Source organism: Streptomyces luteolifulvus (genome assembly GCF_008806595.1).
In the GTDB taxonomy this organism is placed as follows: Bacteria; Actinomycetota; Actinomycetes; order Streptomycetales; family Streptomycetaceae; genus Streptomyces; species Streptomyces luteolifulvus.
The window spans coordinates 34,138-54,417 of sequence record NZ_VZRB01000035.1; the positions used below are offsets into that span (position 1 = coordinate 34,138).

15 protein-coding genes are annotated in these 20,280 nt (G+C 68.6%); 4 read left to right on the plus strand and 11 right to left on the minus strand.

Annotated elements, in window-relative coordinates; translation table 11 throughout:
• Positions 1-150 precede the first annotated feature (150 nt).
• The 8 genes from icmF to F7R91_RS33900 all read right to left on the minus strand — a co-directional run bounded on the left by icmF (position 151) and on the right by F7R91_RS33900 (position 10,615).
• On the minus strand, positions 151-3,381 hold the full coding sequence (icmF, locus tag F7R91_RS33865; RefSeq protein ID WP_150955901.1) for a fused isobutyryl-CoA mutase/GTPase IcmF: 3,231 nt from the start codon (positions 3,379-3,381) through the stop codon (positions 151-153).
• A 208-nt stretch (positions 3,382-3,589) separates the two neighbouring features.
• On the minus strand, positions 3,590-3,922 hold the full coding sequence (locus F7R91_RS33870; RefSeq protein WP_150955904.1) for a putative quinol monooxygenase: 333 nt from the start codon (positions 3,920-3,922) through the stop codon (positions 3,590-3,592).
• Between the two features lie 85 nt (positions 3,923-4,007).
• Entirely contained in the window at positions 4,008-5,087 is a 1,080-nt protein-coding gene (locus F7R91_RS33875) for an ABC transporter ATP-binding protein (protein ID WP_150955907.1), read from the minus strand.
• Position 5,088: 1 nt separating this feature from the next.
• On the minus strand, positions 5,089-6,177 hold the full coding sequence (locus F7R91_RS33880) for an ABC transporter ATP-binding protein (protein ID WP_150955910.1): 1,089 nt from the start codon (positions 6,175-6,177) through the stop codon (positions 5,089-5,091).
• On the minus strand, positions 6,174-7,019 hold the full coding sequence (locus F7R91_RS33885) for a carbohydrate ABC transporter permease (protein ID WP_150955913.1): 846 nt from the start codon (positions 7,017-7,019) through the stop codon (positions 6,174-6,176). Before F7R91_RS33885 ends, F7R91_RS33880 begins: the two co-directional genes overlap by 4 nt.
• A complete protein-coding gene (locus F7R91_RS33890; protein ID WP_150955915.1) occupies positions 7,016-7,894 on the minus strand; it encodes a carbohydrate ABC transporter permease in 879 nt (292 codons plus the stop codon). Before F7R91_RS33890 ends, F7R91_RS33885 begins: the two co-directional genes overlap by 4 nt.
• 75 nt (positions 7,895-7,969) lie before the next feature.
• Complete coding sequence (locus F7R91_RS33895; protein WP_150955918.1) at positions 7,970-9,571, minus strand: extracellular solute-binding protein; 1,602 nt, start codon at positions 9,569-9,571, stop codon at positions 7,970-7,972.
• An 18-nt stretch (positions 9,572-9,589) separates the two neighbouring features.
• Positions 9,590-10,615: an NAD(P)-dependent alcohol dehydrogenase gene (locus F7R91_RS33900; protein WP_150955921.1), complete on the minus strand. Its 1,026-nt coding sequence runs from the start codon at positions 10,613-10,615 to the stop codon at positions 9,590-9,592.
• Positions 10,616-10,849: 234 nt separating this feature from the next.
• Here F7R91_RS33900 and F7R91_RS33905 point away from each other — a divergent pair, with 234 nt between their 5' ends.
• Together F7R91_RS33905 and F7R91_RS33910 are read left to right on the plus strand one after the other, a co-directional pair.
• Positions 10,850-12,577, plus strand: coding sequence for a sigma-54-dependent Fis family transcriptional regulator (locus F7R91_RS33905; protein ID WP_225320936.1), 1,728 nt, complete (start codon positions 10,850-10,852; stop codon positions 12,575-12,577).
• Between the two features lie 75 nt (positions 12,578-12,652).
• On the plus strand, positions 12,653-15,202 hold the full coding sequence (locus tag F7R91_RS33910) for a SpoIIE family protein phosphatase (protein ID WP_191971748.1): 2,550 nt from the start codon (positions 12,653-12,655) through the stop codon (positions 15,200-15,202).
• On the opposite strand, the gene F7R91_RS33915 is transcribed toward F7R91_RS33910, so the two are convergent.
• Positions 15,203-16,369: a PucR family transcriptional regulator gene (locus tag F7R91_RS33915; RefSeq protein ID WP_150955926.1), complete on the minus strand. Its 1,167-nt coding sequence runs from the start codon at positions 16,367-16,369 to the stop codon at positions 15,203-15,205.
• Positions 16,370-16,533: 164 nt separating this feature from the next.
• Between F7R91_RS33915 and F7R91_RS33920 the strand changes: the two genes are divergently transcribed.
• Together F7R91_RS33920 and F7R91_RS33925 are read left to right on the plus strand one after the other, a co-directional pair.
• Positions 16,534-17,184 carry a carboxymuconolactone decarboxylase family protein gene (locus F7R91_RS33920; RefSeq protein WP_150955929.1) on the plus strand — a complete coding sequence of 217 codons (651 nt, stop codon included), beginning with the start codon at positions 16,534-16,536 and terminating at the stop codon, positions 17,182-17,184.
• 4 nt (positions 17,185-17,188) lie between these two features.
• Positions 17,189-17,998, plus strand: a complete 810-nt coding sequence (locus tag F7R91_RS33925) for an SDR family NAD(P)-dependent oxidoreductase (protein ID WP_150955932.1) — start codon at positions 17,189-17,191, stop codon at positions 17,996-17,998.
• 51 nt (positions 17,999-18,049) lie between these two features.
• On the opposite strand, the gene F7R91_RS33930 is transcribed toward F7R91_RS33925, so the two are convergent.
• Together F7R91_RS33930 and F7R91_RS33935 are read right to left on the minus strand one after the other, a co-directional pair.
• Positions 18,050-19,666 (minus strand): sodium/solute symporter, encoded by a 1,617-nt coding sequence (locus tag F7R91_RS33930; protein WP_150955935.1) that lies wholly within the window; start codon positions 19,664-19,666, stop codon positions 18,050-18,052.
• Positions 19,663-20,148, minus strand: a complete 486-nt coding sequence (locus F7R91_RS33935) for a DUF485 domain-containing protein (RefSeq protein WP_150955938.1) — start codon at positions 20,146-20,148, stop codon at positions 19,663-19,665. Before F7R91_RS33935 ends, F7R91_RS33930 begins: the two co-directional genes overlap by 4 nt.
• Between the last annotated feature and the right edge of the window lie 132 nt (positions 20,149-20,280).

Consider the following 20,280-nt stretch of genomic DNA (forward strand, 5'->3'; position numbering starts at 1 on the left):
GGCACCAGGAGGATGCGCGGGAGCGCCCGCCGGCCTGGGCACCGACGAAAGCACCCCGCACGGGGGCGGCTCTGACGACGCGCCGCGCTGACGCGCGAGGTCCCCGGTCCGGGCGAACTCGTCGCCGGACCGGGGACCGGTGGGGCCGTGTCAGACGTTGCGCCGGTACTGGCCGCCGACCTCGAAGAAGGCCTCGGTGATCTGCTGAAGCGAGCAGACCCGGGCGGCGTCCATGAGGACCGCGAAGACGTTACGGCCGCTGACCGCCGCCTCCTTCAGGGCAGCCACGGCGGCGTGGGCCTCGTCGCGATGGCCGCCATGGAAGTCGCGCACGCGCAGCAACTGGGACCCCTTCTCCTCCTCGGTGGCGCGTGCCAGCTCGATGGCGCCGGGCTCGGCGGTGTCCGCATGCGGGTTGCGGAAGGTGTTGACGCCGATGACAGGCAGGGAGCCGTCGTGCTTGCGCTGCTCGTAGAGCATCGACTCGTCCTGGATACGGCCGCGCTGATAGCCGGTCTCCATGGCACCGAGCACACCGCCGCGCTCGCTGATCCGCTCGAACTCCTGGAGCACCGCCTCCTCGACCAGGTCGGTGAGTTCGTCGATGATGAACGAGCCCTGGAGCGGGTTCTCGTTCATCGCGAGGCCCCACTCCCGATTGATGATCAGCTGGATGGCCAGGGCCCGGCGGACGGATTCCTCGGTGGGTGTGGTGACCGCCTCGTCGTAGGCGTTGGTGTGCAGGCTGTTGCAGTTGTCGTAGATGGCGATGAGCGCCTGCAGCGTCGTACGGATGTCGTTGAAGTCCATCTCCTGGGCGTGCAGGGAGCGGCCCGAGGTCTGGACGTGGTACTTCAGCTTCTGGCTGCGCTCGCCCGCGCCGTAGCGCTCCCGCATCGCCACGGCCCAGATACGGCGGGCGACCCGGCCCAGCACCGTGTACTCCGGGTCCATGCCGTTGGAGAAGAAGAAGGACAGGTTCGGGGCGAAGTCGTCGATGTGCATGCCCCGCGCCAGATAGGCCTCGACGTAGGTGAAGCCGTTGGCCAGGGTGAAGGCCAGCTGGCTGATGGGGTTCGCGCCGGCTTCGGCGATGTGGTAGCCGGAGATGGACACCGAGTAGAAGTTGCGGACCTTGTTCGCGATGAACCACTCCTGGATGTCGGCCATCATCCGCAGGGAGAACTCGGTGGAGAACAGACACGTGTTCTGGCCCTGGTCCTCCTTGAGGATGTCGGCCTGCACCGTGCCGCGGACGCTCGCCAGCGCGTGCGCGCGCAGCTCGGCCGCCTCGTCTGGCGACGGATCGCGGCCCTCGGCGGCACGGAACTTCCCGGTCTGCTGGTCGATGACGGTGTTGAGGAAGAACGCCAGGATGGTCGGCGCCGGTCCGTTGATCGTCATGGAGACCGAGGTCGTCGGCGCGACCAGGTCGAAGCCGTCGTAGAGCGCCTTCATGTCGTCCAGCGTGGCCACCGACACACCGGAGGTGCCGACCTTGCCGTAGATGTCGGGACGCTCGTCCGGGTCGCGGCCGTAGAGCGTGACCGAGTCGAAGGCGGTCGACAGACGGGTGGCCGGCTGGCCCTCGGACAGCAGCTTGAAGCGCCGGTTGGTGCGGAACGGATCGCCCTCGCCGGCGAACATCCGCGCCGGGTCCTCTCCGTCGCGCTTGAAGGGGAACACCCCGGCGGTGAAGGGGAAGGAGCCGGGCAGGTTCTCCCGGCGCCAGAACCGCACCAGTTCGCCGTGGTCGGTGTACCGGGGCAGGGCGACACGGGCGACCTTGTTGCCGGACAGCGACTCACGCGTCAGCTTCGTACGGATCTCCCTGTCCCGGACCTTCACGACCTGCTCGTCGCCGGAGTAGGAGGCGACGATCGAGGGCCACTTCTCGATCTGTTCCGCGACGACGTGCGGGAGCTGCCTGCGGGCGTCGTCGAGCAGCGCCTCCACGTTCGCGGCGTCGGAGCCGGCCCCGACGAGCTCACCCCGGACCAGGTCCAGGCGCTGCACGCGCCGGGCGCCTTCGGCCAGCCGGTCGGTCTCGGTGTGGTACCTGCGGACCGTCTCGGTGATCTCGGCGAGATAGCGCACCCGGTCCGTGGGCACGACCTGGCGGATACCGGAGGAGTGACGTACATCGACGGTCGGCAGCGTGCCCTCGGACAGCGGCAGTCCCTGCTCGGCCAGGGCCGACCTGACGTGCTGGTAGAGCGCGGTGACACCGTCGTCGTTGAACGTCGCCGCCGAGGATCCGAACACCGGCATGTCCTCGGGTTTCCTACCGAACGCCTCGCGGTTGCGGACCAGTTGGCGGCCCACGTCGCGCAGGGCGTCCTTGGCGCCGCGCCGCTCGAACTTGTTGATCGCCACGACGTCGGCGAAGTCGAGCATGTCGATCTTCTCCAGCTGCGAGGCGGCGCCGAACTCCGGCGTCATCACATACATCGACGTGTCCACAAACGGCACGATCGCCGCGTCGCCCTGGCCGATGCCCGGCGTCTCCACGACGATCAGGTCGAACCCGGCGGCCTTGACGACGTCGATCACATCGGAGAGATGCTCGGGCAGCTCATGGCTGCCACGAGTGGCCAGGCTCCGGAAGAAGACCCGGTTCCCGTCCAGGGAGTTCATACGGATCCGGTCACCGAGCAGCGCGCCGCCGCCACGGCGCCGGGTCGGGTCGACGGCGATCACCGCGATGCGCAGCTTGTCCTGCTGGTCGACACGGAAGCGGCGCACCAGCTCGTCGGTCAGCGAGGACTTGCCCGAGCCGCCGGTTCCGGTGATGCCGAGCACCGGCCGGGGCCGTGCGGCCGCGGCGGCACGCAGCTGCTCCAGGAGATCGGGGGACAGCTTGCCGAGCTCCGCACCGGTGATGGCGCGGGCGATGGCGAACCGGTCCCCGGCCAGTACGGCTGCTGCGTCGGCCTGCTTGCTGTCCCAGAGGTCGAAGTCGCAGTCCTTCACCACCGAGTTGACCATTCCGGCCAGGCCCATGCGCTGACCGTCCTCGGGGGAGAAGATGGTCACGCCGCTCCGGCGCAGCCGGGCGATCTCCTCGGGCACGATGACGCCGCCTCCGCCGCCCACCACCCGGATGTGGTCCGCGCCCCGCTCGCGCAGCGACTGGACGAGGTACTCGAAGTACTCGACGTGCCCGCCCTGGTAGGACGAGACGGCCACGCCGTGGGCGTCCTCCTCGAGCGCCGCGTCCACGACCTCCTGAACCGACCGGTTGTGCCCGAGGTGGATCACCTCGGCGCCCTGGGACTGGAAGATCCGTCGCATGATGTTGATCGACGCGTCGTGCCCGTCGAACAGGGCCGACGCGGTGACCAGGCGGACAGGGTGCACGGGACGGTGCAGATCGCTCATGGGGGCCTTCCCAGGCAGGGCAGGAGAACGCTGACTGAGATAGATAGTAGGACGTCCTAGTAAATTGCCGCGAGCGGGCAGCGGTGTGAGCAGAGGCACAGTGGCCCCGGCGACGAAGCGCTTCAGGAGATGGTGTGGTACGGAGAACGAGCTCGGGGCCGCTGCTGGTGATCACCGGAGTCGGTGCGTCCGGTGATCACCAGCAGGACTACTCCCGACCGGTCACGGCCATTTCCCCGAGGAGCGACCAGTCCTCCTGCGGAACGGTCACGTTCATGACACGCGGCGTCTCGACCAGATGGGGCGGCAGCGTCTGCTGCGCTGCCTTGAAGTGCGCGGACTGCACATGCCTGACTCCGGCCTCGTCGTCGCGGAAGGCTTCGACCAGGACGTACTCCGTCGGGTCCGCAAGGCTGCGCGACCAGTCGAACCACAGGCAGCCGGGCTCGGCACGTGTGGCCCGGGTGAAGTCAGCAGTGATCTCGGGCCAACGATCGGCGTGTTCGGGGCGGACCCGGAATTTTGCGGTGATGAAGATCATGTGATTCCTTCGCTGATGTCTGTGCGCTGCGCGGCGCAGCCGCCCGCATCAAGCAGACGGTGGCGCCGGGCACCCCGACGGACGGTTACGGCTGAAGTATCAGCCGGCCCTCGGTGTACGGAAGGACCTTGGCGCGCGGCAGATGGACCAGGACCTCCTCGCCCGCCGGCACTCCCTCCTCCCGCGGCGTCTTGGCCCTGACCAGCTGTCCGGCGACCTCGACCTCGAGTACGCGCTGCGCCCCGTGGTCCCTCACCCCGAGCAGTCTGCCGGGGAAGGTGTTGTGACCGGGGTCCGTGACGACCTTGACGTACTCCGGCCGGACCCCCACCTGGACCTCGGTCGTGCTCCGCGGGATGTCCCAGGCAACGGACAACGTCCTGCCGCCCAGTGCGAAGGGCCCGTCGTTGTTGTCCACGGTGAGGAAGTTCATCGCCGGTGAGCCGATGAAGTAGCCGACGTAGGTGGACGAGGGCGCCTCGAAGAGCTGCTCCGGGGTGCCTTGCTGCACGGCGCGGCCGTCCTTCATGACCAGCACTTCCTGCGCGAAGCTCATCGCCTCGTACTGGTCGTGCGTCACGTAGATCACCGTGGGCCTGAACTGCTCGGTGATCTCCCGGATCTTGCGCCGCAGCATGTGTTTCAGCTGCGGATCGATGACGGTGAGCGGCTCGTCCATCAGCACGGCCGCCACGTCGTCGCGGACCAGCCCGCGGCCGAGCGAGATCAGCTGCTTGTCGTCGGCGGTGAGTCCGCGGGCGGGCTGTCCCAACCGGTCGCGCAGATCCAGGGCCGCGGCGACCTGCTGGACCTTGGCGTCGATCCTCGCCCTGTCCCAGCGTCGGCACTGCAGCGGAAAGGCGAGGTTCTCGTAGACCGTCATCGACTTGTAGATGACGGGGAACTGGAAGACCTGGGCGATGTTACGAGCCTTCGTGGGCAGGGCGGTGACGTCGACGCCGTCGAACAGCACCTGTCCCCGGGACGGTGTGACCAGGCCGGACAGGATGTTCAGCAGCGTCGTCTTGCCACAGCCCGAGGGCCCGACCAGGGCATAGGTCTTGCCCGACTCGAAGGTCAGGTTCAGCGGTTTGAGGGCCCACCGCTCCTCCTCGGCATCCGGTTCGTAGGCGTGCGCGACGTCGACGATGTCCAACTGCGCCATGTCAACGCCCTTCCACTGAAGCGAGATCGTATGAAGGTGTCCGCACGAGCGTCCCCTCTTCGTCGAAGGCGAACAGCCGGTCGGGACGCAGCCGCAGCCGGACCAGATCGCCGAGGGCGACGTCGTGGATCCCCTCGATCTGCACGACGAAAGGGCTCTGGCCGACAGCCACGTGAACGAAGGTCTCGGATCCGGAGATCTCCACGAAGGCGACCACCCCTTCGACCCCGGCGACGGCCAGGCTGACGTCCGTGGCGCGCAGGCCGAACTGGTAGGTGCCGTCGGGCAGATCGGCCAGGTGCGCGGACACATGTGTGGCCTGGAAGCCGGCCACCGTGACCTGGCCGCTCTCGAGCCGGCCCGTGAAGATGTTCATGGGCGGGTCGTTGATGATGGACGCCACCGTGGTGGTCGCCGGGCGTTCGTACACCTCCTGCGGAGTGCCGGTCTGCAGGATTCGTCCCTCGTGCATGACCAGCACCACGTCCCCGAGCATCATGGCCTCGGCGGGTTCCGTGGTCGTGTAGATGACGATCGTCTCGCCCCGGTCCGAGAAGAGGGTCTTGAACTCGTCGCGCAACTGCTCACGCAGCTTGTAGTCCAGGTTCGCCAGCGGCTCGTCGAGCAGGAGGATGCCGGTGCCGCGTGCCAGGGCGCGGGCCATGGCGACGCGCTGCTGCTGGCCGCCGGAGAGCTGGGACGGCTTGCGCTTCTCGAAGTCCGTGAGCCCCACACTCGCCAGGCTCTGCCGAACCCGGCGCTGGATCTCCTCGCGGGACAGCCCGGCCCGCTTCAGCGGGAAGGCCACGTTGTGGAACACACTGAGATGCGGGTAATTGATGAACTGCTGGTAGACCATGGCGATGTCGCGCTGCCACACCGGTGTCCCGAGGAAGTCCGCTCCCGCCCGGGTCAGGGAGCCGGAATCCACTTTCTGCAGGCCGGCCAGGACCCGCAGCAGCGTTGTCTTTCCGGCCATCGTCCGGCCGATGACGGTATGGAGCCGCCCCGGCTGGAAGGCTGCGGTCACGTTGGTGAGGTGGTCGACGCCGTCGACGGTCAGACACAGATCGGTGGCACTCAGGTTCATCGGACGGCTCCCGACAGGTTCCCCTTGGACAACAGGCGCTCCACCCACAGGGCGAGCAGTATCAGTGGCGCCACGCCGAAGAGCGCGGCGGCGGACAGCGTCCACCACGGCGGAATCGAGGAGTTGAGGGCAACGACCGCCTGGGGCAGGGTCTGCACCTCGGTGAAGGTCAGCCGGAAGGCGAAGAAGAAGTCGTTCCAGCCGAACACGGCGCAGAACATCGCCGCCACGGTCAGCCCGGGCAGGGAGTTCGGCAGGATCGCCCGTACGAAGGTCTGGAACGGGCCGCAGCCGTCCAGCATCGCCATCTCGTCGATCTCCCGCGGGATGCCGTTGAAGAAGTCCACCATCACCCAGACCGCGATCGGCAGCAGCAGAGCGACCGTCACGATGACCAGGCCCGCGATGCTGTCCAGCAGGCCGCCCCACTGCAGGAGATAGAAGAAGGGAATCACCAGGACGACCGGCGGCATGATCCGTTGGGAGACGAAGAAGAAGACGATGTCGCTGTTCTTGATGAAGCCCAGCCGGAACCGGTAGCGGGACAGGGCGTAGGCGGCCAGCGACCCCAGGGCCAGGCTGATGGCGGACGCTGCGACGGTGACGATCGCGCTGTCGATGAAGGGATCGATCACATCGACACCGCCGGCTCCGCCGAAGATGTTGCGCCAGCCGGTCAGGGTGGGCTCGTACTGTGCCCATGGAAGGTAGGTGGGACCGCCCTGGACCGCGTTGGCGTTCTTGAAGCTCGTCGTCATGGCCCAGAAGAACGGTCCCGCGACGAAGCAGGCCCACAGGGCGATCACGGTGTATTTGAACATGGGATAAAGGCGCGACCTCATGAGTCCCCCTTCAGCTTGAAGGCCCTGGTGAGCAGGGCGGCGACGACCGTGAGCGTCACGATCATCAGGACGAGGTAGGTCAGGGACATCGCCCCGCTGTAGCCGGTCTGCTGGTCCCTCAGCCCCTGGATGTAGAGGTAGTAGCCCGGCGTCTCCGTGGAGGAGCCGGGCCCGCCGGAGGTCAGGACGTAGACGCTGTCGGAGAGCTTGGACGCCTCGATCAGCCGGATGACGACCGCCGCGACGGACACCGGAGCCATCAGCGGGAACGTCACCTTCCAGAAGGTGCGCCAGGTGCCGGCGCCGTCGATCGCTGCGGCCATGAACGGTTCCTTCGGCAGGCTGAGCAGGCCGGCGAGCAGCAGCAGGAACAGGAAGGGCGTCCACTGCCAGACCTCGACCGTCATCAGCGCGACCAGCGCCGGCCCGGACTCGGTGAGCCAGGGAACGCTGCTCAGGCCCAGCATCCCCAGGAGATCGTTCACCGGCCCCAGCGACTCGTGGAAGATCGTCTGCCAGATGGCGGCCATCACCACGGGCGTGGTCATCATGGGGACGAGGAACAGCACCCGCCAGAACCGGCGGCCGCGCACCTCGCGCCAGACCAGCAGGGCCATACCGAACCCGATGACGTACTGGATCACGACCGACCCGCCGGCCAGCAGTATCAGCCGGGTGATGGAGGTCCAGAAGCGGCTGTCGTGCAGCATCGCGGTGTAGTTGGCCCCTCCGATGAAGTCCATCTGAGGGTGGCTGACGTTCCATCCGGAGAAGCTGACGCGGATGGTGAACAGCAGCGGGAAAATGATGATCAGAAAGAGTGTGAGCAGTCCCGGCAGCAGGAACATGCTCTTGTGCCGGCGCAGGCCGTCCATGGTTCTCCTTGCGGAAGGGGGCGGGCGGCCCCGGTGGCCGGTCGGGTCCGGCCACCGGGGCGTCCTGCGGTCGGATCAGGAGTTGTCCTCGAGCGCGACCACGTTGCGGTAGGCGCTTTGGACCTTGTCCTTGCCGATCTGGTCGGTGATCTTGGACCATTCCCGGGCCACGTCGTCCAGTGCCTGCTGCGGATTGTCCTGGCCCGCCAGGGCAGCCGCGACACCGTTGGCCAGCGCGGACATGTACTGGTTGACACCCGGAACGCGCAGGTCGAAGACGCGGTTGGGGCTCTTCTCCATGTCGGAGAGCGTTCGCGCGTACGAGGTGGCGACGTCCTTGTCCCAGCCCTGGACCTCCCAGAACGCCGGGTTGAAGTGGGTGTTGCGGTAGGGGTTGACACCGAAACGGCCGATGGTCAGGTCGAGGCCGGTGTTGGCCTCGTTGCTGAAGAAGCACAGGTAGTCGAAGGCCATCTGCTGGTGGCTGGAGGCCTTGGCCACCGCGGAGGTCCAACCCCAGGTGAAGTAAGGCGCCTGGTTGGGCTTGCTGTCCCACGACTTCGTGGTGCGGTTGTAGACCTCCGAGGACCCCGGCAGCGGCGCCGCCTGGACCTTGTTACGGATCCTGCTGTCCGGCTGCTGGGCCTGGATGAACGCGTCGTCCCAGGAGTAGGACATCAGCGTCTGGCCGCCGCCGAAGGAGAAGATCTCGTCTCCCAGGCCGAAATTGGCGCCGCCGGGTGCCCAGGTGGCCTTGGCCTTCACCATGTCCTCCAGGGCACGGACGAAGCCGGGGGTGTTGATCAGCGGCTTCATGGTCTCGATGTCGAAGAAGACACCGCCCTTGACGTCCGGGTTCTTCACATACGGCGCCGCCCGGCTGATGAACGCGGAGAACGTCAGGTCGTCGCGCTTGGTCACCTCGGCACTGCCGTAGTTGCGCTTGCCGTCGCCGTCGAGGTCCTTGCCGCTGAAGAACCCGGCTATCTCCTGGTATTCGGCCCACGTCCTTGGCACCTGCAGGTCCTTGCCCGTGGCCTTCTTGTACGCCGCCTGCCGCTCGGGGTCCTTCAGCACATCGGTGCGGACCTTGAGGTAGTGCCGGTCACCGTCCACCGGGTACTGCACCACCTTCCCGTTCCAGGTCGCCACGTCCATGTAGGCCTTGGTGACGTCCTTCATGCCGGGGGTGTTGAGGTACTTCTCCGGCACCGGTGCCAGGTAGGGGGCCATGTCGCCGATCCACAGGGACGGGTAGAACATGACGTCGTAGGCGGGCTGTCCCGCCTGCAGGGGTGTGAGGATCTTCTGGTGCAGCTCGCCGAAGGGGACGTTGACCACCTCCACCTTCCCGCCGGTGATCTCCTCGAACTGCTTGGCATGCAGTTGCGTCGGCTCACCGATGACGGGGACGGCATGGCTGATGATCTTCAGGGTCTGCCCGGAGTAGTCCTTGCGGCTGATCGACTCGTAGCTGCAGGGGCCGGGAGTGTCCTTGACCGTCGTGGCCGGGTAGTCCTTGCCGTACTTCTTGTAGCTGATCTCCGATCCGGGCTTGAAGAGTGCGGCCTTCTCCTTGGGCTTGTCCTGTTCCTGCGTCGGGGCGGTGCATGCGGTGGCGGTCAGGGCCGCGACGGCCGCGGCGGCGGCCAGGGCTGTGTACGGTCTGCTGCGCATGAGGCTTCTCCTGTCGCGTCAGGGGATCAAGATCGCTCGGCCGCGTACGGTGCCGGCGTCCAGGTCGTCAAGGGCCTGCTGGAAGGAGGCGAGGGGGTACCGCTGCGTGTGCAGGGTGACCTTGCCCTGGGCCGCGAGGACCATCAGCTCGGAGAGGTCGTTGTAGGACCCGACGAGGTTTCCGATGAAGTTGATCTCCGTGGAGATGACGTCGATCGTCGGAACGTTCAGCCGGCCGCCGTAGCCGATGACGTAGTAGTCGCCATGGCGGCGCAGGCATGCCACGCCCGTCTCCACGGCGCCCCCCTCGCCGACGAAGTCGAGGACCGCCTCCGCCCCGTGCCCTGCGGTGAGCTCCCGTACGCGTTCGGCCTCGCTTCCGTCCGCGACGATCGTGTGGTCGGCGCCCAGTTCCTTGGCCAGCGCGAGCGCCTCGGGGCTGCGGTCGATGACGATCATCTCGACCGGCGACAGGGCCCGCAGCACCTGAATGCCGATGTGCCCGAGGCCGCCGGCACCGATGACCACGGCCTTGTCGCCGGGCCGCAGCACCCGGGCCGCTTTGGCGACGGCGTGGTACGCGGTGAGTCCGGCGTCGGCCAGGGCGGCCACCGCGGCAGGCTCCAGGGAAGGGGCGAGGCGCACCACCGAGCGGGCCGTGGTCTTCAGGTACTCGGCGTAGCCCCCGTCGGTGTCGATTCCGGGGAAGGCCGAGTCCATGCAGTGCACATCGTCGCCCGCCCGGCAGGCGCGGCACAGGCCGCAGGTCACCAGCGGGTGCAGGATGACCGGATCGCCGACCTGGACGTGGGTGACGGCCTGCCCGACCTCTTCGACCCAGCCGGCGTTCTCATGACCGATCGTGTAGGGCAGGGCGACCCCGCTCTTCTGCTTCCACTGTCCTTCGAGGATGTGCAGATCGGTCCGGCAGACCCCGGCGCCCCCGATCCTCACGATCACATCCAGCGGACCGGTGATCTGCGGGTCCCTCACGTCCATGAGCACGGGCGGCTCGTCGTACTCGATGACCTGCACGGCTTTCATCGCGGCTCCCTGCGAGTCGGCGGGTGGGTGGTGCGCCGATTACACAGGTCGCCGTTCGCCCGTCGATGTCTCAGAAACCGTCCGCGTATGTCTCAATGTGATACAGAACGTAGGCGTGGCGCCGTCGAGCTGTTCCAATCACTGCACCGAGGGACTGTGACGCACGCCGTACGGGAGTGTTAAATGCCCCGACACCCATCCGGGAGCTCGCTGCGAGCAGCCAGAGAGCTCTACATGCAAGTCACCAAGGATCCGAGCGCCCGGCCGCTCGTGGTGGCCTCGTGGCACCGCTCGATGGAATACAAGGTGAAGTCCGGCAGCCTCGACGCCCCCTACCTGGACAACCCCAACCTCGACACCCCCCTCGCCCGGGCGGCGCTGCCGATCCTGGACAGGCTGCACGAGCAGCTCGCCGACGACCCCGTGTCCACGATGATCACAGACCGCAACGGCGTGGTGCTGTCCCGGCAGGTGTCTCACGAGGGTCTGACGACGAACCTCAACCGTGTGCATTTGGCGCCGGGCCATGTGTTCGCCGAGCGCTACGTGGGCACCAACGGCATCGGGACCGCTCTGGCCAGCGGCCGCACGGTCATGATCGCGGGAAGTGAGCACTACGTCGAGGCACTGCGGGACTTCCGCTGCGCGGCCGTACCGATCCTGCATCCCACCCGGCGCACCCTGCTGGGAGCCTTCAACCTCACCACCATCCAGCCGGGCTCCGACGGCATGCTGATGGCCTTCGCCCGCTCGGTCGCGGCCCAGATCGAGGCCGAGATCGCGGCGATCACCTCGCGGCGTGAACGGGCCCTGTTCCAGGACTACATGGAGGCATGCTCCTCGGTGCGCCCGGGGCCCGTACTGGCCCTCAACCGCGATGTCGTCATGATGAACGAGCAGTTCAGAGCGGCCGTGACCGGGCCGGACCACTACGCGCTGCTCGACCATGCCAGGGAGGTCGGCGAAGACCCCCGGTGGGAGGGGACCCGCAGCATCGCCCTGCCCTCCGGACGGGTCGCCGAACTCAGGGTCAGTCGCTGCCGCCGCGAGGACAGCGACGCGGGCGCCGTCTTCCGCGTACGGCTGATCGGGCGCCCCCAGCCCGGCCCTGCGGCCGTGCCCGCCCGGTCGAACCTGGGACTGGTCGGTTCCTGTCCGCACTGGCTGCGTGCGGTCGCCGACAGCGAAGCGGCCTTCGTCGCCGGGACGTGGCTGCGTCTCCTGGGCGAAGCCGGCGTGGGCAAGAAGACGCTGGTCGAGGCCCTGCACCGGGCCCACGGTGGCGGACGCAGCCTGGTGATGACACAGCCACCGGCGTCGGATGCACCGGCCGTCATCGAGCGCTGGCTGCATGACATCCAAAGGCTGCTGGTCGAGCCGTCCCACGTGCTCGTCCTGCACGACGTCCACCTGTTGAGCGACCCACTGCGGCAGCAGCTGACAAGCCTGTTGACGGACCTGGACGGCACCGCGACCGGGCAACTGGTGATGACCCGTCAGCCGTCGATGGTCAGCACCGACGATGAGCTCGACCGGCTCTGCGGCATCTCGGTGGAGATACCGCCGCTGCGCCATCGTCATGGGGACATCGAGCACCTGATGCGGTTCTTCCTGCGCAAGTACCGAGCGAGCGGCGAGAGCGGATTCTCGATGGATGCGCTGTCCATGCTGCAGCGATGTCCGTGGCCGGAGAACGTACGGCAGCTCGAGTCGGTGATCCGTGGCCTGGCGCGGCGGCCCTCCGACCGGATGATCCACGCGGAGGACCTTCCGCCGGAATGCCGGGTGTCCTCGCACAAGGTCCTGACCACCATCGAAGCGCTGGAACGCGACGCCATTCTGCGCGGGCTGCTGAACCGTAACTCCAACGTCCAGCGCACCGCGCAGGACCTCGGGATCTCCCGCGCCACGATGTACCGCAAGATGCGCCGCTACGGGATCGTCCCGTCGAACCTGACCTGACGGCAAGGCCTCGCCCCGGGCGTGCCGCGCCAACGTGGGAGGGGCGGGCGGATCCCGTGTGGGACCGTGCGGGTGATGGACGCTGTGCCGTGCCACGGCGCCGGGCGGACTGCCGGCCCGACCGGGTTCAATACGGCACGTGGCATCAGTCCGGCCGGCGCACCGGTCGTCGGAGCCGAGTACGAGGTGGTGTCCGAGGTGGAGAAGCGGATCACGGTGCTCAGTGAGAGCGACGACGATCCGTTCGCTCTGCACAACGCCGCTTCGGCGGTGCTCGACGACCGGGGGAACGTCGTTGCCTGGAGCAGGCGTGCCGAAGAACTGCTCGGCTTCGCCGGGCCCGAGGTGATCGGCCGTCCGGCGCTCGACGTCCTGATCGACCCCGGCGACCTGACGGCCGCCAAGGCCGCGCGGGCGACGTGCAGGAGGGACGGAGGCTGGTTCGGCGTACTGGCGGTGCGGCATCGCAGCGGGCGTCTCGTCGAGATGGGTGTGAGGGTGGGCGCGCTGCAGCGCCGTGACGATGTCCGCGAGTGGCTCCTCGTCGGTGCACCCGCGGCGGAGGTCTTGGAGCAGCAAAGGGACCGAGCCGTCCTCGACGGGTTGTTCCGCCGGTGCCCGATCGGTCTGGTCGTGCACAGTCCCGACCTGACGGTTCTGCGGGTGAACCGGGCCATCGAGCAGTTCGCCGGAGTCCCGGCCGCCGAATTCCGGGGGATGCCCACGGGCACGCTGCTGGTCTCCGAGGATGCCCGGAGGTCGGTGGACCGGGTGCGCCAGGTGATGGAGAGCGGAAGATCACTCGTCTCCACCGAGCAGTACGCCCGTCTGGAGCGGGATCCGACGCGCGTCCGTGCCGCGTCCGTGTCGGCCTTTCGGCTGGAAGATCCCGCCGGCCGGGTCCTGGGAGTGGCCGAGACGGTCGAGGACGTCACCGAACGCCATCGCGCCCGGTTGCGTCTGGCGCTCCTCGACAAGGCCGGGGCCCGCATGGGATCGACGCTCGATGTGGGAGAGACGGCCAGGGAACTCGCGGATGTGATGGTCCCTCACCTGGCCGACTTCGTGTCGGTGGACCTGTCGCAGCCCGTGATGCGCGGCGAGGAGCCGGCGCACGCCCTGACGGTCCCGGTCGCACGGGTTGCGGTCCGCAGCGTCGTGGCCCAGCAGCCCGACGCGAGGAACCCGCAGGGGGAGCGGGTGCATTTCGCACCCGGCACGCCACAGGCCAGATGCCTCGCCGATGGGCGTCCCGTCCTGGAGCCGGTCCTGTCGCCCGACTGGTTCTGGGCGGATCCACGCCGGGGCGAGCCTGCACCGGATCTCTCGGCCCATTCCCTGATCGTGGTGCCGCTGGCCGCCCGTGGCTTGGTGCTGGGCGTGATGAGCCTGTGGCGAGCGCGGCACCCGGAGCCGTTCGAGGTCGACGATCTGACCCTCGCCCAGGAGCTCGCCTCGCGTGCCGCCGTCAGCATCGACAACGCCCGGCGCTTCACCCAGCAGCAGCAGACCGCGTCCACTCTGCAACGCGCGCTGTTGCCGAGGACGGTTCCGCACCAGTCGGCCGTCGATGTGGCCCACCGCTACCTCCCGGCCAGCACGGCCCCCGGGCCCGGTGGTGACTGGTTCGACGTCATCCCTCTGTCCGGGGCCAGGGTGGCCCTCGTCGTCGGCGACGTGGCGGGCCACGGACTGCACGCCGCTGCCACGATGGGCCGGCTGCGTACCGCCGTCCACACCCTCGCCACCCTCGACCTGGAGCCGGACGAGGTCCTCTCCCGGCTGGACGACCTGGTCAACATCCTTGCTGCGGAACAGGAGACAGCCGGCCAACTGTCCGCGGTCGAACAAGTCGTCGGTGCCACCTGCCTGTACGCCGTCTACGACCCCGTCTCCCGGCAGTGCGTCGCGGCGCGCGCCGGCCACCCCCTGCCCGTGGTGACCGGAGCCGATGGGCAGGTCACCATGCTGGACCTGCCCCCGGGCCCGCCGCTCGGGCTGGGCGGCCTGCCGTTCGAGTCCCGGGAGATCGAACTGGCCGAGGGCAGTCTGCTCACGCTCTACACCAACGGACTCATCGGTGAAGCACACATCGACGTCGACACGGGCCTGCAACGGCTGCGCGCGGCGCTCACACATCCCGCGGACCCCTTGGAGCAGACGTGCCAGGCAGTGGTCGAGTCCCTCGTGGCCGCGCAGCCCGCCGACGACATCGCCCTGCTCGTTGCGCGTACCCGTGTCCTGCCCCCGGAGAACGTCGCCTCCTGGCACCTGCCGCTGCAACCGACCGCCGCCGCTCACGCCAGAACGCTCATCACCACCCAGCTTGCCCGCTGGGGGCTGGAACACCTGTCGTTCTCCACGGAACTGATCGCCAGTGAGTTGGTGACCAACGCCTACCGCTACGGCAGTGAGCCGGTGACCCTGCGACTGATCCGTGAACGCTCTCTGGTGTGCGAGGTCGCCGACGCCAGCCACACCGCACCGCACCTGCGTCGCGCCCGGACCACCGACGAGGGCGGGCGCGGCCTGTTCCTGGTGGCCCAGCTGACCGAGCGCTGGGGTACCCGCTACACGCGCGAGGGAAAGACCGTCTGGACCGAGCAGCCGTTGCTCGGGCCGTGATCACGCGGACCCCGATGTCCGAAGCTCGCGTGCCGCCAGTGCCCAGCTGATCTCCACCGTCGTATCCGGCGAGTCGAGGCGGGCGCCGGTCAGTTCCTCGAAGCGCCGCAGACGGTAGCGGACGGTGTTGACGTGGATGTGCAGACTCCTCGAGACGTCGGCGATGTGCCGCCCTGTCTCCAGGTACAGCCGTACGGACTCCTCGATGAGCTCGCCGAAAGCGCCTTCCGCTTCGAGCGGCGTCAGATAGCGGGCAACGAGCACAGCGGAGAGTTCCGGCTCGCCGAGGACCGCCGCTCTCCAGGACAGGTCACCCAGGTCGTACACGCCTGTCCGGTCATAGGCACGGGCCGCGTCCAGCATGCGGCCGGCGGTCAGGAAGGACCGGTGGACCTCGCCGAGGTGCGTCGGGGGACCGAGTCCCGCAGTGAACTCCAGCTCCCCGATGACGGGCCTGCTCTCCGTGACCCCCGCGATCGTCCCGTCCAGCACGGCGAGCATCGCGGTGCGGCCGTGTGCACGGCACAGCGTCTCCAGCACCCGCTCCGACCGGTCGAGGCCGAGACCGCCCCTCGGCACGGCTCTGATGGCCTGATAGCGACGCTGCGGATCCAGCCCGTAGATCGCGGCGCCGCTGTTGATCTCCGCCGCGCTGTGCGCCCCGTAGAGCAGGCCGCGCAGGAAGTCCGCGCGACGACGGGCGTCCCACAGGGCCGCATCGACTTCTGCCTGGCGGTGAACCGAGGCGATCTGCAGGCTTTCGGTGTCGGCGAGTTGCCACAGGGCCTTGGTGCGCTCGACCATCAGGAGCGGGTCGAGTCCTCGGTGGGTCGCTTCCGAGATGAACAGGTCGCGTATTGCGCCCAGTGCCCCCCTGAAGGCGCGCAGGCCGTCGCCCAGCGGTACTCCCCGGGTCACTCGGTCCCTGGCGACATCCGCCTCGTCGATGTCCTCGGGCGCGGGCACCGAGCCGTCGCGCAGCACGGTGAGCGCACGCCTGAAGTGCCGGGACCACGCTTCCTCGACCAGTTCGCCGGGCACGGCGCGGTAGGACGGAATGCGGTCGGCCAGCCTCGTGCACAGTCGGTCGCCGACCTCGGCCTCCTTGCCGCGCATGGCGTCGATCACCGCCTCCAGCGTCTGTGCGCCGCCCTGCGGTCCGGTCATGGACTTCACCTCTGTTGTCGCCCGCGCGTTGTAGGAGCGAACAATATGCCCCCGGTCATCGTTTGCTGACGAGCCATCGACATCAGGCCCGCGGGACAAGCACAGTGACGTGACCGCCGGTGACGGCCGACAGACGGAACGCGTGTCTCAACTTGGAGGCTGCCATGACCACGCAGGATGACCCACGGCGCGGCGATGCCACCGGGGCCGGCCCTCGCCTCACCCCGCTCGCCGAGGACCGCTGGGACACCCGGATCCGCCACCTGCTCGCCCTGGCCCCACGGGATCCGGGAGGCCGGGTCCCCAACATCTTCACCACCCTCGTACGCCATCCCGATCTCTACGAGCGCTTCATGCCGTTCGGCGCCCATCTGCTGCGCAGCGGCAGGCTTCCGGGCCGGGTCCGTGAACTGCTGATCCTTCGTACCGCGTTGCACACGGGGGCCATCTATGAATGGGGCCGCCACGTACCGCTGGCGAAGGCGGTCGGCCTCACCGAGGCCGAGATCGAACGGATTCTCCAGGGGCCGGATGCCGACGGATGGGCGGAGTACGAACGGCACCTGCTGCGCGCCGCCGATGAGCTCCACTTCGACGCACGGCTCTCCGCAGCCACCTGGGAGGCTCTCGCCGCGCTGCATGACGATGCCGACCTGCTGGAAATCACCCTGCTCATAGGTCAGTACCACATGGTGGCGTTCTTCCTGAACTCGGCCGGCACACCACTCGATCCGGGCTTCGACCCGCCCCCTTTTTCCCCGGCTGCCGCGGGCACGACGGGGTCCACTGCGACAGGCTCCACCGAAGGGACATGAGGCCGTGAGCGACGTTCCGCAGCCGCCGATCACCGCCGCCCGCCGCTTGGCCGACCGCTCGGTGCTGGTCATCGGCGCGGGTACCCGGCCCAGCGACGATCCCGAAGCTCCGGTGGGCAACGGCCGGGCCATTGCCGTCCTCGCTGCGCGCGAAGGCGCGGCTGTCGCCTGCGCCGACATTTCCGCCGACACGGCCGCGGCCACCGCCGCGCTCGTGCGCGCGGAGGGTGCCGACGCCATCACCGTCGTGGGCGATGCCACCGACCCGGATCAGTCCTCCGCGGTGATCGCCGAGGCGCGCCGCCGCCTCGGCGGTCTGGACGCCATCGTGGTCAACGTGGGTGCCGGCCTCGGCTCCGGTCTGGCGGACACCTCGCCCGAGGACTGGGAGCATGTGATGGCGCTCAATCTGCGTGCTCCCTTCCTGGCGGCGAAGTACGGCCTGCCCGAACTGGCCGACGGCGGCGCGATGGTGCTGACCGGCTCGGTCGCCGGACTCCGTGCCGCCACCAACTCCCCTGCATACGACAGTTCCAAGGCGGCGCTGTTCGGTCTCGTCCGTCATGTCGCCAAGGAGGGCGCACCGCGGGCCATCCGTGCCAACCTCGTCGTCCCCGGTCTGATCGACACTCCGATGGGCCGCGTCGCTTCCGCAGCGCGAGCCTCGCGGACCGTCTCGTTCGAACGGATCCCGCTGGGCCGCCAGGGCACGGCGTGGGAAGTCGCCGAGGCCGTCACCTTCCTGCTCTCCGATCGGGCCTCCTACATCACGGGACAGAGTCTGGTGGTGGACGGCGGGCTCAGCGCGGTCTGAGACAAGGCACCTGCCGGTCCCTGATCCGGCCCGCGCCGGGCCCGGCCGTGGTCATTCGGCCGCGGCGAGCAGCCGTGGCTCGTTCTCCTCGTACAGTCGCAGGTTCTCGCGGCTCTCGGCGGCGCGGCGCCGGTGGTCGCGGCGGCTGCCCAGCCAGCCCGCCAGATAGCCGAACGGGATGGAGACCAGGCCGGCGGACTGCATCGGAAACAGGTCGAAGTCGGCGTTCGGGAAGACGGCGGCCGGTGTGCCCGAGACCGCCTGGGAGAAGACCATCAGTATCAGCGCCGAGCCCGCGCCGCCGTAGAGGGTGGCGAGCATGCCGGTGCGGGTGAATCCCCGCCAGAACAGGGAGTAGGTCAGCGCGGGCGCCACCGCCGACGCCCCGATGCAGATGGCCAGCGTGGTCAGCACGCCGACGTTCCAGTTCTGGGCGAGGGTGGCCAGAACGATGGCCAGGGTTCCCACGCCCACGCTCGCCCAGGTCGCCACCGCCATCTCCGTGCGCGGCTCCGCCTTGCCCCGCTGTGCCGCGTGGGCGAACAGGTCGTGGGCGAGGGAGGAGGCCGCGGCCAGGGTCATTCCCGCGACCGAGGACAGCAGGGTGATGAACACGACGCCCGCCACGGCGGCGTAGAGCACCGTCGCACCGACGGAGGAGGCGTCCCCGCCGAGGACCCGGGACAGCATGAGTATCGACGTCCTGCCCTGCGGGTCGGCGGCGGTGATGTACTGCGATCCCACCAGCGCCGCCGCGCCGGTGCCCATGATGATCACGAGCAGGCAGAACGTGGTGACGGTGCTGACCGCCCAGGACATGGAGCGGCGCACGGCCGGGACGTCCCGCGCGGAGTACAGGCGCATCGTGATGTGCGGCAGACAGGCCACGCCGAGGATCACGGTGATCTGGAGACCGACGAAGTCCAGCCGCTCACCGGCCGAGGTGCCCAGTTGCAGGCCCTGCTGGAGGAAGGTGGGGCCGGCGCCGCTGCCCTGCTGGGCGGCCCTGAGCACCTCACCCGGGCTCCAGTCGAAGCGGTTGAGTACCAGGACGGCGACGACGAAGCTGGTGCCCAGCAGAAGCACGATCTTGATCATCTGAATCAGCGCCGTGCCCCGCATGCCGCCGATCGCCGCGTAAACGATCATCAGGCTGCCGACGAGGGTGATGCAGATCGTCCGGGCGCCCGCTCCGTGCGGGATGTCCAGGATGAAGGTGAGCAGCGATCCGGCCCCGGAGAGCTGGACGACCAGGAAGGGCAGGGTCGCCGCGAGCGTCACCACACAGGCGGCGATGCGGACGGCCCGCCCGGGCATGGTGCGGGCGAGGACGTCGCCCATGGTGAAGCTGCCCGCGTTGCGCAGCGGTTCGGCCAGCAGGAACATCAGCAGCACCAGCGACAGGGCCGTGCTGACCGCCAGGACATAGCCGTCGTATCCGGCGAGGGCGACGATGCCGGTGGTGCTCAGCACCGTGGCCGCGGAGATGTAGTCGCCCGCGATCGCCAGCCCGTTCTTGAGCGGGGTGAGCGAGAGGTAGCCGGTGTAGAAGTTCGCGAGGTCGTCGCGCTCCGGTCCCGCCATCACGCACATCAGCAGCGTGAGCGTGACCAGGGTGGTGAACAGGATCAGGACGGTGGCCTGGGTTCCGGAATTGAAGTCGGTCATCGCGCCGCTCCGCTGTTCGTGCCCGCCTGCTCCCTGACGACCTGTGCCAACGGGTCGACCGAGCGCTCCGCGCTGCGGCCGTACCAGAAGACCGCCGCGAAGGTGACGACGAGCTGCAGGACCCCGAGGACCATGCCCAGGCTCAGCTCTCCGGCGATCTTGGAGCCCATCAGATCCGGGGTGGCGCAGGACAGCACCACGTACACCACGAAGGAGCCGAGTGCGGTGAGCGTGGAGACCCGGCGGAGCAGGCGGTAGGCCGAGCGGAGGGCGGCGAGGTCGGCACCGTTCCGGTAGTTCTCGTACGGGTCGTGGCGGGGCGTGTGCCCGTACGCGTCGTGCCGGGAGGTGTACCCGTACGGCTCCTGCCACAGATCTCTGCCGTACGGCTGGTGTCGGGAGGTGTGCCCCTGGGGCGCGGTCCCCGGCTGCTGCCACCCCGGTGGTGAGGGCGGATACCAGTCTTCGTCGGCGTATGTCATCGCCTGGGCCTTTCACTGTGGCGCTGATCCGTGCAGGGGGTCGGAGGGACGGCTGCGGCGGCGAACACTACCGACTGGTAGGAATGCCTGGTAAGCCCGTTGGACGTTACGTTTCGGGCTCGGTGCGGCGCC

Bases quoted from the DNA above. Each gene is read 5' to 3' on its own strand.
- icmF (WP_150955901.1), bottom strand. From the start codon at position 3,381: ATGAGCGATCTGCACCGTCCCGTGCACCCTGTCCGCCTGGTCACCGCG.
- F7R91_RS33870 (WP_150955904.1), bottom strand. From the start codon at position 3,922: ATGATCTTCATCACCGCAAAATTCCGGGTCCGCCCCGAACACGCCGAT.
- F7R91_RS33875 (WP_150955907.1), bottom strand. From the start codon at position 5,087: ATGGCGCAGTTGGACATCGTCGACGTCGCGCACGCCTACGAACCGGAT.
- F7R91_RS33880 (WP_150955910.1), bottom strand. From the start codon at position 6,177: ATGAACCTGAGTGCCACCGATCTGTGTCTGACCGTCGACGGCGTCGAC.
- F7R91_RS33885 (WP_150955913.1), bottom strand. From the start codon at position 7,019: ATGAGGTCGCGCCTTTATCCCATGTTCAAATACACCGTGATCGCCCTG.
- F7R91_RS33890 (WP_150955915.1), bottom strand. From the start codon at position 7,894: ATGGACGGCCTGCGCCGGCACAAGAGCATGTTCCTGCTGCCGGGACTG.
- F7R91_RS33895 (WP_150955918.1), bottom strand. From the start codon at position 9,571: ATGCGCAGCAGACCGTACACAGCCCTGGCCGCCGCCGCGGCCGTCGCG.
- F7R91_RS33900 (WP_150955921.1), bottom strand. From the start codon at position 10,615: ATGAAAGCCGTGCAGGTCATCGAGTACGACGAGCCGCCCGTGCTCATG.
- F7R91_RS33905 (WP_225320936.1), top strand. From the start codon at position 10,850: ATGCAAGTCACCAAGGATCCGAGCGCCCGGCCGCTCGTGGTGGCCTCG.
- F7R91_RS33910 (WP_191971748.1), top strand. From the start codon at position 12,653: ATGGACGCTGTGCCGTGCCACGGCGCCGGGCGGACTGCCGGCCCGACC.
- F7R91_RS33915 (WP_150955926.1), bottom strand. From the start codon at position 16,369: ATGACCGGACCGCAGGGCGGCGCACAGACGCTGGAGGCGGTGATCGAC.
- F7R91_RS33920 (WP_150955929.1), top strand. From the start codon at position 16,534: ATGACCACGCAGGATGACCCACGGCGCGGCGATGCCACCGGGGCCGGC.
- F7R91_RS33930 (WP_150955935.1), bottom strand. From the start codon at position 19,666: ATGACCGACTTCAATTCCGGAACCCAGGCCACCGTCCTGATCCTGTTC.
- F7R91_RS33935 (WP_150955938.1), bottom strand. From the start codon at position 20,148: ATGACATACGCCGACGAAGACTGGTATCCGCCCTCACCACCGGGGTGG.